Raw genomic sequence first — 13,865 nt, 5'->3', positions numbered from 1 at the left:
AGCGGCGGTCGCGGACCGCCTCAAAAAATTACTTTGCCGCGGGAGCGGGTTCCTCGAGCCGAAGGATGGTCTCGCCTTCCTTCATCACACCCAGGCGATCCCGCGCCAGCGTTTCCACGTAGGCAGGATCCTCGTTCAGCCATTTCTCCTCCCGCTGCTGCTGCAAAAGGAGGAGTTTCTGGCCTTCCAGATCCTTCTCGAGGCCGGCCAGAGTCTCGCGCATCTCGGTGATGCGGCGAAGCTCCGGCACGAAGGCCAGCACGATCATCACGATCGTGCCGAGCCCGATGAGGACGATGAGGAACCGATTGACCGCGCGCCAAAAGTCCGTCTCGCGACGTTGCCGGATCTGGGCTCTGGCGTGGGCGGTCCTCATCGAATCCTAGAACTTCCCTCCGTAAATCGCGTTGGCGCCGAGTTCCTCCTCGATGCGGAGGAGCTGGTTGTATTTCGCGACGCGATCGCTGCGGCTGGCCGAGCCGGTCTTGATCTGGCCGGCATTGGTCGCCACCGCGATGTCCGCGATGGTCGCGTCTTCGGTTTCACCCGAGCGATGGCTGATGACTGCCGTGTATTTGTTCTCCTTCGCGAGCTCGATGGCGTCGAGCGTCTCGGTGAGGGAGCCGATCTGGTTCACCTTCACGAGGATGGAGTTCGCCGTGCCGGAGTCGATGCCCTTGCGGAGGAAGTCGACGTTCGTCACGAAGAGATCGTCGCCGACGAGCTGGACCTTCGAGCCGAGCTTGTCGGTGAGCTTCTTCCAGCCAGTCCAGTCGTTCTCCGCGCAACCGTCTTCGATGGAGACGATCGGATATTTCGCCACGAGGCCCTCGTAGTAGGCCACGAGCTCATCGGCGGAGCGCTTGGAGCCGTCCGATTTCTTGAAGACGTATTTGCCGGAGGTCTTGTCGTAGAACTCGGAGGAGGCGCAGTCGAGCGCGACAAAGATGTCCTTGCCGAACTTGTAGCCCGCGGCCTTCACGGCCTTCGCGATGGAGTCGAGCGCGTCTTCCGCCGAGGTGAGCGCGGGGGCGAAGCCGCCCTCGTCACCGACCGCCGTGGAAAGGCCGCGGCCCTTGAGCACGGACTTGAGCGAATGGAAGATTTCCGCACCGGCGCGAAGCGCCTCGGAGAACGAGGCCACGCCCTTCGGGATGACCATGAATTCCTGGAAGTCGATCGGGGCGTCGGAATGCGCGCCGGCGTTCAGGATGTTCAGCATCGGAACGGGAAGAACCTTCGCGTTCGGTCCGCCAAGATACTTGTAAAGCGGCTGGCCGAGCTGGGCGGCGGCGGCCTTCGCAGTCGCCAGCGAGACGCCGAGGATGGCATTCGCGCCGAGTTTCTTTTTGTTCGTCGTGCCGTCGAGGGCGATCATCGCCTTGTCGATGGAGATCTGATCGAGGGCATCCATGCCGACGATTTCGGGAGCAATGATCTTGTGAACATTGCCGACCGCCTTGGTCACGCCCTTGCCGAGGTAGCGGGTCTTGACCGCGTCGCGCAGTTCCCAGGCCTCGTGCTCGCCGGTGCTTGCTCCGCTGGGAACCGCCGCCCGACCGAGCGCGCCTCCCAGAGTTTCGACATCGACTTCGACGGTGGGATTGCCACGGGAATCGATGATTTCACGGGCGCGGACGGAGATGATGGTGGTGTCTGACATGGGATGGTTGAAAGAGACGCGTCGGAAGCTATGGATTGGTTTCGAGGCCGAACTGCGCCTATGCCGGAGCTTGCTGGGAAGAACCCAGCAATTCAAGGTTTTTGAAGGCTTCGATGCTCTCGATCCGCATGAGTCGATCTCCCTTCTCGGTCGGCACTGCGACGGTCTCGCCGGCGGCATGGCCGATCAGCGCGACGCCGATGCCGGCCTGATACGAAACGATCCCCTTTTCGGGGGCGCCGTCCCAGGCGCCGAGGATGTGATAGGCCTCGCGCTCGCCGGTCGCGGGATCGACCAGCGCGACGGTCGTGCCGATGGCGACCTTCGAAGCGTCGACGTCCTCGAAATTCGTGCCGCGGGAGAGTTCGAGCTCGCGCTCCATCTCGGACTTCCGACGAAGAAGCACGCGCTGCTGCTCCTTCGCGCTCTTGAACTCGAAATTCTCGCGAAGATCGCCGTAATCGCGTGCGATGCTGATGTCGCGGGTGTTCTGCGGGATCTGGCGATTGATGAGATCCTCGTATTCCTCGCGGCGACGGTCGAGGCTGGCCCACGAGACCACGAGACTCGCGGTGCGTTCTTCCTCCTGCTGCTCGCCGGTGATCATCGCCTGAACGTCGGGATACAGCTTGATGATGCGCGCGAGGAGCGAGCGCTTGTTGAGATCGTCGAAGACGGTCGTGAGCTTCAGCTTGCGCACGGAATCGCGCACGACCACGGCGTCGGCATCGGCGAAGAGATCGGCGATGAGCGATTTGTCATCCATCACGAGATCGTGCAGCTTCGTGCCGCGCGTGATTTCGCTGAGAAGGACATCGTCCTCGAGCGCCGCGATGATCGCCCCAAAAAGCCCGATGTTGAAAAACTCGGGATAGCCCGCGCCGCGCTCCTTGCAGAGCCAGAGCAGGATTTCCGGCGAGATCGAGCGCTCCCGCAGCCACTTGTCGATGGCGGCGGCGAAGGCGGCCTTTTCGCTCTCGAGTTCGAACAGGCGCGAAATTTCCTGGGCAAGGCGCGGCGTGCCCTTGAGGGCGAGCGCGAGAGCGCGCTCCTGCCAGCGTTCCTCGAAGGCGGCCTTGAAGTGCGAGAGCACGCGGCGGTGTTTCGACGCCGGCAGCGCGGTGAAGAGTTCCGCAAGCCGGGACGCCTCCGTGCGGAGGATGTCCGCAATGACGGGCGCGTCGGGCCCGGGCTGCAGCGCCTCGTGGCGTTCGCAGATCTCGTCGCGAGCGAGGAGCATTTCGACCGCCTGCACGGCGTGAAGCTTCTGCCCCTTCTTCGCGGCGTCCTCGACCTGCGCGGAGAGAACCTTCATCTCTTCGACTTCCTTGACGAGATCGTCGAAGCCCTTGAGCACGGCGTCGAGCGCGAGCACCTGATCCTTCGGATGACGCGCGGCGCGGAAGCTCTCGATGAGTTTGGCGCCCTGGTTCACCGGCGCATCATGCAACTCGATCGGTTCGCCCTTCTTGCCGGGAAGATGGACGTGCGGATCGGCCTTGAGCTTCTTTCTGGCGGCGTCGAAGAATTTCTTGAAGGCCGCGGCATCCATGGCCAGCGGCACGAAATCCGCGGTGATCTGCTCGACGGTCGCCTTGCCGCCGTGATCGCGAAGGACGTCCTTCACCAGACCGGCGGGATCCTGCGCGGCGCGGGTGCGAACGGCCTCGGGATTCGACGCGGCCTGCGCGCGAACGGCATCAGGCGGAATCGCGGCGAGCGTTTGCGCCGCGTATTCGAGTTGCATCGGGTGGCCCTTCTTCGAGCCGAAATCGATGAAAACCTGGCCGGTGAGGAGATTCCACTCGGCGATGCGGCCGAAGCCCCAGCTCTTGTGCAGGCAGTAGGCGCCCGGCTGTAAATGATTCAGTTTCGCCGCGACCTCCGGCGTGATTTTTCCCGCTTCTACGACTTTCTGCAGTTCCTCGTTCATGAAAAGACTCCCAAATTAGGAGGAGCCCGGCCACTGGCGAGGAAATATTCGCCACACCATCATTCCGGGACGGCGTGGCGAAGGACAAATCCCCGAAATCAGGCCTCGTGGGCGTAGCGCAAATGGCGGAGCGCTTCGCGCAGACGCTGCGTGGCGTCGTCGAGTTCGCGCTTGAGTTCGCGGCGATGTTCGCGCGAGAGCTCGTGGCGACGCTCGGCGGCGGCGCGCCATTCGCCCATCGCTTTTTCCCAATGGGCGATAGCCTCGTGCAGACGCTCCTGCGCGCTGTGAAGCAGAGCCTGGAGCGACTCGCCGACCGGCGTGCCGCGCTTCTCGAGCTTTGCGGCGAGGCGCCGCTGCTGCTCGACGATCTGCGCCTTGAGGATCTTCTCCTCGTCGACGGTGCGGAGGTTGCGCACGAGACCGAGCTTGTTGAGCGTCCAGATCGCCCACTTGGTGGGGTCATACTGCCAGGGCTTCACGCCGTTGCGGTAGTCGTATTGGAACTCGTGGTGATAGTTGTGATAGCCCTCGCCAAAGGTGAAGAGCGCCATGAAGAAGCTGTCGCGGGCGCTGACCTTGCTCGAGTAGGGCCGGTCGCCGATCCAGTGGCAGAGCGAGTTGATGCAGAAGGTCATGTGGTGCACGGCAACCACGCGAGCGACGCCGGAGAGCAGGAACGCGCCAAGCGCGGCCGAGCCTCCCCCGACAAGATATCCAACGAGGGTCGGCAGACCGAAGCTCATGAGGAAGGCGAGCGGGACGTAGTGACGGTGCTGCCACATGGCAAGCTTGTCCTTCTGCAGGTCGCGCACCCAGGTGAGCGGCGTATCGGGACCGGTGCGGAAAAGCAGCCAGCCGATGTGGGCATGGAAAAGGCCCTTGGAGATGTCGTAGGGATCCTCGTCGTGATCGACATGCTTGTGATGTCGGCGGTGATCCGCCGACCAGGCGACCGCGGAACCTTCGAAAGCCGCGGCGCCAAAGAGGAGCGTGAAGAGTTTGACCGACCAGTTCGCCTGGAAGGTGAGGTGCGAGAAATACCGGTGGTAGCCGAGCGTGATGCTCATCCCGGTGGCAAAGAAAAAGAAGATGAACAGACAGAACTGGAAGAGATCGAGACCGTGTGTCCAGAGATACCAGGGCACCACGGTGAGGGTCGCCAGGAGGGTCGTCCCCAGAAAGAGAGTGTTTTGCCAGCGGAAGTAGCCCCAGGGAATACGCATGAAAGAAAAAAGGAGATGGAGGTTGGCAGTTGTCTTTGGTGGTTGCTTTCTCGCGAACGAACTGCCGTAAGGCGCAAGAGCGGACGCAAGGTGGTCTGTAGGGACCTTCTTGTCAATGTCGGGAACACCCCCTCCCGTTTTTCGGCAAACCCTGCGCAACAAAGCAGTTGCCAAACTGACAAAATCGGCGAGAGTGCCTGTCTCGACGGTTTGGGTCAGAGCGCTGCACATCGTGCGGCGAGGCGTTGGGGCGGGATCGCTCCTCCCGCTTTCGAAACGAATTCGACCGACCCGCGGCCACTCGGAAAAACCCTTTGGGCCGTGCCGTCGCGACATCCTCTATGGCTCAAGAACAAGCAATCGAAGTCGAAGGCAAGATTACGTCCGTCCTCGCGGGCACGATGTTTCATGTCGAACTCGCGAACAAGCACACCGTCCTCGCCCACATCTCGGGCAAGATGCGCAAGCGCTTCATCCGCCTCACGAACGGCGACCGCGTGAAGATGGAAATGTCCCCCTACGACCTCAGCAAGGCCCGCATCGTCTACCGTCTCGGGTAGTTCGTCCCGGCGGTCGGGGACCGCCGAGATTACAGGCGCTCCAGCAATTTTGCGTGGATGCCGTCGAAGCCGCCATTGCTGAAGACGACCACAACGTCGCCTTCGGCTGCCAGCGGCTTCAAGCGCGCGACAATGGCATCAGCCGTCGGTTCGTAAAACGCCGGCCGCCCCGTCGCTGCAATATCCGCCACGACCCGTTCGGGATTCAGGCGATCCGTCTCGGGAATCTGCTCGAGCCGCGCGATCTGCGCGATGAACACGCCGTCAGCCTCGACGAAGGCCGCGGGCAGGGATTCCTGGAACACGGCCCGACGCGTCGTATTCGACCGAGGCTCAAAGATCGCCCACAGGCGGGATCCCGCATAGCGCTGACGCAAGCCGGCCAGCGTCTCGCGAATGGCCGTCGGATGATGCCCGAAATCGTCGATCACGGTGATGCCGCGCACGACTCCGCGCACTTCCTGGCGCCGCTTGATGCCCGCAAACGTGCGCAACGCCTCGCGAATTTTTTCCAGCGGCACGCCGTAGAAATGCGCCGCGCTTGCGGCCATCGCGGCGTTGCGAATGTTGAAGTCGCCAAGCAGCGGAATCTCGAAGCGCTCGCCGAACAACTCGAAGATCGTGTGGGCGCCGTGGTGCTCGACGTTGCGGATCTGGTTCGCCGCGTTCGGCGAGAAGCCGACCTCGACGATCGGCGCAGGGCAGGTCCTGGCGACATCGAGGCAGTTCGGATCGTCGGCGTTGAGCAGGACCATGCCCTCGCTGGGCACGATGTTCAGCAGCCGGCGGAAGCTCGTCTTGATCTCGTCGAGATCGCGGAAGATGTCCGCGTGATCGAACTCGATGTTGTTCACGATCACGAGCTCCGGCATGTAGTGCACGAACTTCGAGCGCTTGTCGAAAAATGCGGTGTCGTATTCGTCACCCTCGATCACGAAGTATTTCGAATCGCGAAGGTTGCAGCCCGTGCCGAGATTCGCGGGAATGCCGCCGATCAGCCAGCCGGGCTCGAGGCCAGCGTGCTCGAGGATCCAGGCGAGCAGCGAGGTCGTCGTCGTCTTGCCATGCGTGCCGGTGACAACAAGGTTGTGGCGACCGCGAAGAAAATACTGCTTCAGCGTCTCGGGAAGCGAGAGGTAGCTGAGTTTGCGATTGAGGACGGCCTCGACGGCGGGCTTGCCGCGCGTCATCGCGTTTCCGACGACGACGAGATCGGCGCTGGCCGGGATGTCTTCCGGTGCGAATCCCCTGGTGATCGTGATGCCCTGTTCCTCGAGGAAGGTGGACATCGGTGGATAGACGTTGTCGTCCTGTCCGGTGACGGTGAATCCGCGCTCGCGCATTCCTGCGGCGACCGCCCCCATGGCCGTGCCGCAGATGCCGAGAAAATGAATGTGTTTCACAACTTAGACAGAATTTACGGAATTAACGGAATGCGGGGAGAGAAAACCCATTCCCTCAATTCCGTTAATTCTGTCCAAAAAAACTCAATACACGTCCTTGCGGTAACGCTTCGCTTTCTTGAGGGCGTCGATGTATTCGATCGCCTGCTCGGGCGTCTTGCCGCCGGCCTTCTGCACGACCTCGTGCAGCGCGGCGTCGACATCCTTCGCCATGCGCGACGCGTCGCCGCAGATGTAGAAGATGGCGCCCTTCTCGAACCAGTCGTAGAGCTCCTGCGCGCGCTCGAGGATGCGGTGCTGCACGTAGATCTTGAAGTCCTGATCCCGCGAGAACGCGGTGTCGAATTTCGTGAGCACACCGTCGGCCTGGTATTTCTCGAATTCGTCGCGGTAGAAGAAATCGCTCGACGAGCGCTGCTCGCCGAAGAAGAGCCAGTTCTCGCCGGTCGCGCCGGAAGCCGCGCGCTCCTGGATCATCGCGCGGAACGGCGCGATGCCCGTGCCGGGCCCGACCATGATCATGTTCGTCGCGGGATCCTCTGGCACGCGGAAGTGCTTCGCGGTGTGGTAGAAGACGGGAATCGCGCCCTCACCGTCGGAGCGTTCGGCCAGGAACGTCGAAGCCACACCGCCACGGGGACGGTTGAAGGCGTTGTAACGCACCACGGCAACGGTGAGGTGGACGTTTTCGCCGACGACCTTGCGCGACGAAGAAATCGAGTAGAGGCGCGGCTGGAGCTTGCGCAGGTAGCTCACGAATTCCAGCGGCTCGAACTTCGCCGCGGTGAACTCGAGGAGCGGATCGAGGACGTCACGGCCCCAGAGGTATTCGTCGAGATTCGTCTTGAAGGCGGGATCGAGGAGGTCCTTGAGGAACGTGGCCGAGGAATCCTTCTCCGCGATGGCGCCGAGGAGCTTCTTGTCCGGCGCGGTGATGATGTAGCTCTCGGAAAGCGCCTTCCGCAGCGGCATCTCGACCTTGTCGGCGCTCGGCACGACTTCGTCACCACTGAAACCGAGGGTCTCGAGCAGCTTCTCGACGAGCGCGGGGTCATTTTTCGGGAAAACCCCGAGGGAGTCGCCGACTTCGTAATCGAGGCCCGACCCGGCGAGCGAAATCTCGAAATGCCGCGTGTCCTTCTCCGATCCGCCCAGCGTGAGCTTGCGGTTGACCGTCATGGTGGCGGGGAAGGGATTTTTGCGCGAATAGAGACCGTCGGTGGACATGATCGGGGAGTAAATGGCAACCGCCCGCGCGAGGCAAGCCGACTCCGCCCGATTTCCGCCGGGATTTTTACCGGGCGCCGCCGAGCAAGCGCTGCACGAGGTGTTCGCTCGTCAATTCCCCGATCGGGCGGCGGGCCGCATCGAGCACCACCGCCAGGGGCAGGCGGGCCGCGCGGAGCCGCTGAAGCGCCTCCATGGCGCGCTCGTCGCGGTCGACCGTGACGACGCGGCGCATGGAGGATTGCACCCGGCCGGTGCGAACGCCGTCGAAGAGCAGATCGATCACCCGCACGATGCCGCTCACGGCGCCGTCGGGCTCGACGACGAGAAAGCGGCTGGCGTCGAGGCTCGAGGCCTGTCGCAGGAGATCCGCGACGAGCGTATCGGGGCCGACCTGCGGCACGCGATCGAGCGGCAGCATGAGATCGCCAGCCTTGAGCGGCCGGAAATCCACGATGTGCTCGATCATGAGCCGTTCCGCGGTGGAACGCAGGCCGAGCGCCTCCGTATTCTGCATCGTGCGCTTGAGAGCCTCGATGGAAACGATGCGTCCGCTCTCGGCCTCGCGGCTCGCGCGCAGGAACGGCCGGAGCAACATCATGCCCGGCTTCACCACCGGCGCGAGCAGCCAGTCGGCCACCGTGAGAATGCGAGCGAAGACGACCAGCGTCCGATACGGGAATCGCCGGAAAAACGCCTTCGGCAGGAACTCGAGTCCGAACACGAACAGGGGCAGCGCCACCAGGAGCGCGACCACGGCGCCGAGCGGCCCAAGGCCATCCGTGAGCTGCATGTAGAGCACCGTGATGGCCACGACATTCGCGCCGTTGGTGATGAGCACGACCGTCGTCATCAACCGCTCCATGTGCCGGAGCAGATCGTCGAGTTTTTGCGCCGCCTCCTCGCCGTTGAGGGCATGGTGGCGCAGCCGCACGCGATTCACCGACAACACGCCGGATTCGATGCCCGAGAAAACAAACGACACGAGCAGGCAGAGCCCGAAGATCATCCAGATCATACGCCCTCCCCTCCTCCGGCTCCCGCGGACGGAACCCGCTCGATGAGCACCTCGCGCACGCGCTTGCGGGTGGCCCGGCGCACGGTGAATCGCCAGTCCTCGACGAGGAACGACTGCCCGGGCGGCGGCACGTTTCCAAAATGCTCGACCACGAGGCCGCCCACCGTCTCGATGTCCTTTCCGCCCAGCTCGATGCCGATCTGCTCGGCGACATCGTCGATGCCCGCGCCACCTGCGGCGAGCAGGCGATCTTCGCCGAGACGCTCGATGTAAAGTTCGTTTCGCGCGCTCGGCCCAGCCTCGCCGAGCAACTCCTCGGTGAGATCCGAGAGCGTCACGAGCCCCTCGATGCCGCCATATTCATCGAGCAGGATGGCGAGGTGCTGGCGGTGATTCAGGAATCCGCGCAGCAGGTCGAGCGCCTTGGTCGTCTCCGGCACGAACGACGGCGGCAGCAGCCGCTCCGTGTAATGCGACGCGCTCGGGTGAAGCAGGAAATCCTTCACGTTCAGCAGGCCAAGGATGTCGTCCGGCGTCTCGCCACGCACCGGCACGAAGCGGTAGCGCTTGCGGCGGACCGCCTCCGCCGCCTCGGCATTGGTGAGATTGTCGGGCAGCGTGAAGGCGTCGACGCGCGGCGTCATGCAATGCCGGGCCGACTCGCCCCGGAGCTTCATCACCTCGCGCAGCAGCCGGCTCTCGACCTCGTCGAACGTTCCCTCCTCGCGCCCAATCTTCACGAGCGTCTCGAGCTCCTCGTCGGTGAGATATTTCAACGGCGCGACTTTCCGCGGCACGATGCGACGCACGACCGCCTCGCTCAGCCGCTGAAGAAAGGCTGTGGCGGGTTCCAGCGCCGGCAGCAGCGCCTTCACGAAGGGCAGGCCGAGCCGCGTCGTGCGCACCGGCGCCGCCAGCGCGACGAGTTTCGGGAGGAGATCGCACAGCACGACGACCACACCGAATCCCACGCCGAGCATGCCCCAACCCGAGAGCGTGTCCGCATACCCGAGCATCTCGACGAGCACGAGCAGGAGAACGAGCAGCGGCAGGTTCATCAGCGTGTTCGCCAGCAACAGCGTGTTCGCCAACTCGTCCGGATGCCGGATCAATTTTCCAAAAAGCTCGGCGCGACCGGCGTCGCGGAGGCGCAATTTGCGCCGGCGCTCATCGTTCATCGAGAAGATCGCCATCTCGACGGCCGACAGCCCCGCCGAGGCCACGGCGAGAAGAATTCCAAGCACAAGCACCCCCCAGGCCCAGCCATTCATGGGCGATCTCCTTGTTGCGACGCCGGGCCGCATGGAAGTTGGGAGCGAAAAGAATTCTGCAAACCCCACGAGATAGCACATACTTTGCCCCGCCGACGCATGAAAAAATTCGATCGCATGGAGGAGTTCGTCACCTCGCTGCACACCGGCGAGGCCACCGGGCTGCACCCGTGCTACGCCGGCTACTTCACCTGCTTCAATCGCGGCGAGTATTACGAAGCGCACGATGTCCTCGAGCACCTCTGGCTCCAGTGTTCGGACGAAAACGAGCTTTTCTACAAGGGCCTCATCCAGCTCGCGGGCGGCTTCGTCCACCTCCGCAAGCATTACGAGCACCCCTCCCACGCGAAGCATGGCCGCCGCCTCCCGCCGGCTTCACGGCTTTTCGATCTCGCGGCGGCAAACCTCGCCCCCTACGCCCCGCAGCATCTGCATCTCGACGTGGATACCGTGCTCGGCCTCGCCCGCGGCACCGCCGAAGCGATCCGCGCCTCCGGCTGCACCGTGAATCCCTGGAATCCCGACGCCCTCCCCGAGCTGAGGCCCGTCTAGGCCCCAAGCCGCACGCGAGAGTCTTCCAGAGCCTCCACCAGCACGCGCGAATGCCGCGCAAATTGCCGCGACTCGCCGGCGTGCAAGATGATGTCGCCCGAAACCGTATCCGCGGTCACCCAGACACATCCTTCCTGACAGCGAGCGTGTCCGCCGGCCGGGATCTCGGCATGGATCAACCCGCCCCGGGCCAGGCCGCGCGCTCCCCGGGCCACGGCCGCATGGCGCAGCGCAGCCCAGCTCCGGGTTCCCTCTTCGGTCGGCAGTTCAAAAGTGCTCATGGAACCATCCTCGTTGAAATAAAAAATAAATACAGATTCAGAATTCAGAATCTTTCATATATACAGATTTCAGATCTGAAATCTGTGCCATGCCCGGAAAACCTCGCTTCCTCCACCAATCTCTCACCGACAAGATCGGCCACATGATCGAGTCCGGCACGCTGCGCGCCGGCGAACGCGTCCCCTCCGTGAGACGCACGGCCACGGCGCACGGCGTCAGCCTCACGACCGCGGTGCGCGCCTATCTCGAGCTGGAGAACCGCGGCCTGATCGAGGCGCGGCCGAAATCCGGATTTTTCGTGCGGAATCGCTGGCAGGACCGCATTGCCCTGCCCGCGGCGACCCTGCCGGCGCTCCGCGCCAACGCCGCGGAGGACAAGAAAATCCTCAATCTCATCTTCGAGGCCGCCTCGCGGCCGGACATCATTCCGCTTGGCGCCGCCTGCCCGAGCCCGGAGCTGCTGCCGGTCGCCCGGCTCTCGCGCCTGCTTTCCCGCGCCGCCCGCGAACGTGGCGCCGAGGCGATTTCCTATGCCATGCCGCCCGGCTACGAGCCTCTTCGGCGCCACATCGCCCAGCGCAGTTCCGACTCCGGCTGCGCGCTCGGCCCAGAGGAGGTGATCATCACGAACGGCTGCATGGACGCCCTGAACCTCGCGCTCCAGGCCGTGGCGAAACCCGGCGACACCGTCGTGGTGGAGTCGCCCGTTTACTACGGCATCGTCGAGCAGCTCGCGAATCTCGGCCTGAAAGCTGTCGAAATTCCGACCGATCCGAAGACCGGCCTCGACCTCGACGCGCTCGAAACGGAGTTGAAAACCACGCGCCCCGCCGCGGTGCTCGTCGTCTCGAATTTCAGCAACCCGCTCGGCAGCTGCATGCCGGATTCGCACAAGGAGCGCCTCGTCACCCTGCTGGCGAAGCGTGAGATCCCCCTCATCGAGGACGACATCTACGGCGACCTCGTTCATCACGGCAATCGCCCCCGCACCGCGAAGAGCTACGACCGGAAGGGCCTCGTGCTGCTCTGCAGCTCGTTCTCGAAGACGCTCGCCCCCGGCTACCGCGTCGGCTGGATCTGCCCCGGCCGGTGGTTCGAGGACATCAAGCGCCGCCAGTTCGCCTCCACCGTCTCCGCCACCGCGCCCACGCAGCTGGCAATCGATTCGTTTCTCACCGAGGGCGGCTACGACCATCATTTGCGCGCCATTCGCCGCACCTATGCCTCGCAGGTCGCCCGTGTCAGCGAGGCCGTCGCCGAGTGCTTCCCCGAGGGCGTGCGCATCACCCGGCCCGAGGGCGGCTTCGTTCTCTGGGTGGAAATGGACCGCCGCGTGGACGCCGTCCGCCTGCACCGGGAATCCCTCGCCGAGAACGTCAGTATCGTGCCCGGTCCGATTTTCTCCACCGCGCGCTGCTACGGGAATTTCATCCGTCTGAGCTGCGGCTTCCCCTGGTCCCGGAAGATCGACCAGGCCATCGCCATCCTCGGGCACCTCGTCAAGCGACAGATGGGCTGAAAGTTTCCCGCCGACTGGCACTTAACCGTTGATCTGTCGCGGGCGACTTCCTACGTTCCGCGCAATGAAACAGACGTTCGTCGTCGCCACCCTCCTCGCCGCCGCGCTGCTCGCCGGCTGCAAGAAAACCGGCCCGAAAGCCCCCGCCAACGAGATCGTCGTCGGTGAATTCGCCGCCCTCACCGGCGGCACCGCCAGCTTTGGCCAGTCTTCTCACAAGGGCACGCAGATGGCCATCGACGAGATCAACGCTGCCGGCGGCCTGCTCGGCAAGAAGGTGAAACTCGTCACCGAGGACGATCAATCCAAGGCCGGCGAGCCCGCCACCGTCGTCCGCAAGATGATCTCCCGCGACGGCATTGTCGCCCTGCTCGGTGAGGTCGCGTCCTCCCGCTCGCTCGAGGCCGGCCCGATCGCCCAGCAGAACAAGATCCCCATGATCTCCCCGGCATCGACGAATCCCAAGGTCACCCAGGTCGGCGATTATATCTTCCGCATCTGCTTCATCGATCCCTTTCAGGGCACCGTGCTGGCAAAGTTCGCCCTGGCGAAAGGCTGGAAGAACGTCGCCGTCCTCACCGACGTGAAGCAGGATTACGCCGTTGGACTCGCCGAGTTCTTCAAGAAATACTTCACCGCGAACGGCGGCACGATCGTCAGCGAGCAGAGCTACAGCTCCGGCGACAAGGACTTCAAGGCGCAGCTCACCTCCATCGCCGGCACGAATCCGCAGGCCATCCTCGTCGCGGGCTATTACAACGAAGCCGGCCTCATCGCCAGCCAGGCCCGCGAGCTCGGACTCAACGTCCCGCTCCTCGGCGGCGACGGCTGGGACTCCCCCTCGCTCGTCGAGGTCGCCGGCGCCGCGATGGAAGGCAACTTCTTCTCGAACCACTTCTCCGCTGAGGACCAGTCGCCCGTCATCCAGGAATTCATCAAACGCTTCAAGGCCAGGTATAAAGAGGAACCCGACGCCATGGCCGCGCTCGGCTACGACTCCGCGATGATCCTCGCGAATGCGATCAAGACTGCCGGCACGACCGACTCGAAGCCGCTCCGCGACGCCATCGCCGCTACGAAAGATTACCCTGCGGTCACCGGCTCCATCACGCTCGACGCCGAACGCAACGCGAACAAGCCCGCCGTCATCCTCACGATCAAGGACGGCAAGTTCCGCTACGTCGAGACCGTGAAGCCCTGAGCCGAGCCGC

Annotated in this window: 13 protein-coding genes; 4 read left to right on the top strand and 9 right to left on the bottom strand. The window is 63.7% G+C overall.

Translation table 11 applies throughout. From position 1 onward, the window contains the following. Window positions 1-28 precede the first annotated feature (28 nt). From VIM61_06795 to VIM61_06780, 4 genes are all read right to left on the bottom strand, one after another. Window positions 29-376: a septum formation initiator family protein gene (locus VIM61_06795; protein ID HEY8900100.1), complete on the bottom strand. Its 348-nt coding sequence runs from the start codon at window positions 374-376 to the stop codon at window positions 29-31. 6 nt (window positions 377-382) lie between these two features. Continuing rightward, on the bottom strand, window positions 383-1,663 hold the full coding sequence (gene eno, locus VIM61_06790; protein ID HEY8900099.1) for a phosphopyruvate hydratase: 1,281 nt from the start codon (window positions 1,661-1,663) through the stop codon (window positions 383-385). Window positions 1,664-1,721: 58 nt separating this feature from the next. Then, window positions 1,722-3,596, bottom strand: a complete 1,875-nt coding sequence (locus tag VIM61_06785; protein ID HEY8900098.1) for a GreA/GreB family elongation factor — start codon at window positions 3,594-3,596, stop codon at window positions 1,722-1,724. Between the two features lie 98 nt (window positions 3,597-3,694). Continuing rightward, window positions 3,695-4,822, bottom strand: a complete 1,128-nt coding sequence (locus tag VIM61_06780; protein ID HEY8900097.1) for a fatty acid desaturase — start codon at window positions 4,820-4,822, stop codon at window positions 3,695-3,697. Window positions 4,823-5,163: 341 nt separating this feature from the next. On the opposite strand from VIM61_06780, the gene infA reads away from it, so the two are divergent. Further along, the gene (gene infA, locus VIM61_06775; GenBank protein ID HEY8900096.1) at window positions 5,164-5,382 is read left to right on the top strand and encodes a translation initiation factor IF-1; all 219 of its coding nucleotides are present in this window, start codon (window positions 5,164-5,166) and stop codon (window positions 5,380-5,382) included. Between the two features lie 29 nt (window positions 5,383-5,411). On the opposite strand, the gene mpl is transcribed toward infA, so the two are convergent. The 4 genes from mpl to VIM61_06755 form a co-directional block, all read right to left on the bottom strand. Beyond that, window positions 5,412-6,785: a UDP-N-acetylmuramate:L-alanyl-gamma-D-glutamyl-meso-diaminopimelate ligase gene (gene mpl, locus VIM61_06770; GenBank protein HEY8900095.1), complete on the bottom strand. Its 1,374-nt coding sequence runs from the start codon at window positions 6,783-6,785 to the stop codon at window positions 5,412-5,414. A gap of 84 nt (window positions 6,786-6,869) precedes the next feature. Then, window positions 6,870-8,012 (bottom strand): sulfite reductase subunit alpha, encoded by a 1,143-nt coding sequence (locus VIM61_06765; protein HEY8900094.1) that lies wholly within the window; start codon window positions 8,010-8,012, stop codon window positions 6,870-6,872. A 67-nt stretch (window positions 8,013-8,079) separates the two neighbouring features. Continuing rightward, window positions 8,080-9,021 carry a CNNM domain-containing protein gene (locus tag VIM61_06760; protein HEY8900093.1) on the bottom strand — a complete coding sequence of 314 codons (942 nt, stop codon included), beginning with the start codon at window positions 9,019-9,021 and terminating at the stop codon, window positions 8,080-8,082. 5 nt (window positions 9,022-9,026) lie between these two features. Then, on the bottom strand, window positions 9,027-10,301 hold the full coding sequence (locus VIM61_06755) for a hemolysin family protein (protein ID HEY8900092.1): 1,275 nt from the start codon (window positions 10,299-10,301) through the stop codon (window positions 9,027-9,029). A gap of 99 nt (window positions 10,302-10,400) precedes the next feature. On the opposite strand from VIM61_06755, the gene VIM61_06750 reads away from it, so the two are divergent. Then, window positions 10,401-10,853 (top strand): DUF309 domain-containing protein, encoded by a 453-nt coding sequence (locus VIM61_06750; protein ID HEY8900091.1) that lies wholly within the window; start codon window positions 10,401-10,403, stop codon window positions 10,851-10,853. Here the strand turns inward: VIM61_06750 and VIM61_06745 are convergent. Continuing rightward, on the bottom strand, window positions 10,850-11,134 hold the full coding sequence (locus VIM61_06745) for a DUF2917 domain-containing protein (GenBank protein ID HEY8900090.1): 285 nt from the start codon (window positions 11,132-11,134) through the stop codon (window positions 10,850-10,852). The genes VIM61_06750 and VIM61_06745 overlap by 4 nt on opposite strands. Window positions 11,135-11,223: 89 nt before the next feature. Here VIM61_06745 and VIM61_06740 point away from each other — a divergent pair, with 89 nt between their 5' ends. Both VIM61_06740 and VIM61_06735 read left to right on the top strand, forming a co-directional pair. Next, window positions 11,224-12,654 (top strand): PLP-dependent aminotransferase family protein, encoded by a 1,431-nt coding sequence (locus VIM61_06740; GenBank protein HEY8900089.1) that lies wholly within the window; start codon window positions 11,224-11,226, stop codon window positions 12,652-12,654. A gap of 64 nt (window positions 12,655-12,718) precedes the next feature. Then, window positions 12,719-13,855, top strand: coding sequence for an ABC transporter substrate-binding protein (locus tag VIM61_06735; GenBank protein HEY8900088.1), 1,137 nt, complete (start codon window positions 12,719-12,721; stop codon window positions 13,853-13,855). Window positions 13,856-13,865: the final 10 nt, after the last annotated feature.

The sequence above is a fragment of the Chthoniobacterales bacterium genome, from assembly GCA_036569045.1.
In the GTDB taxonomy this organism is placed as follows: Bacteria; Verrucomicrobiota; Verrucomicrobiia; order Chthoniobacterales; family JAATET01; genus JAATET01.
The sequence above is the reverse complement of the archived record's forward strand: the minus strand, read 5'-3'. Positions and strand labels throughout refer to the sequence as shown.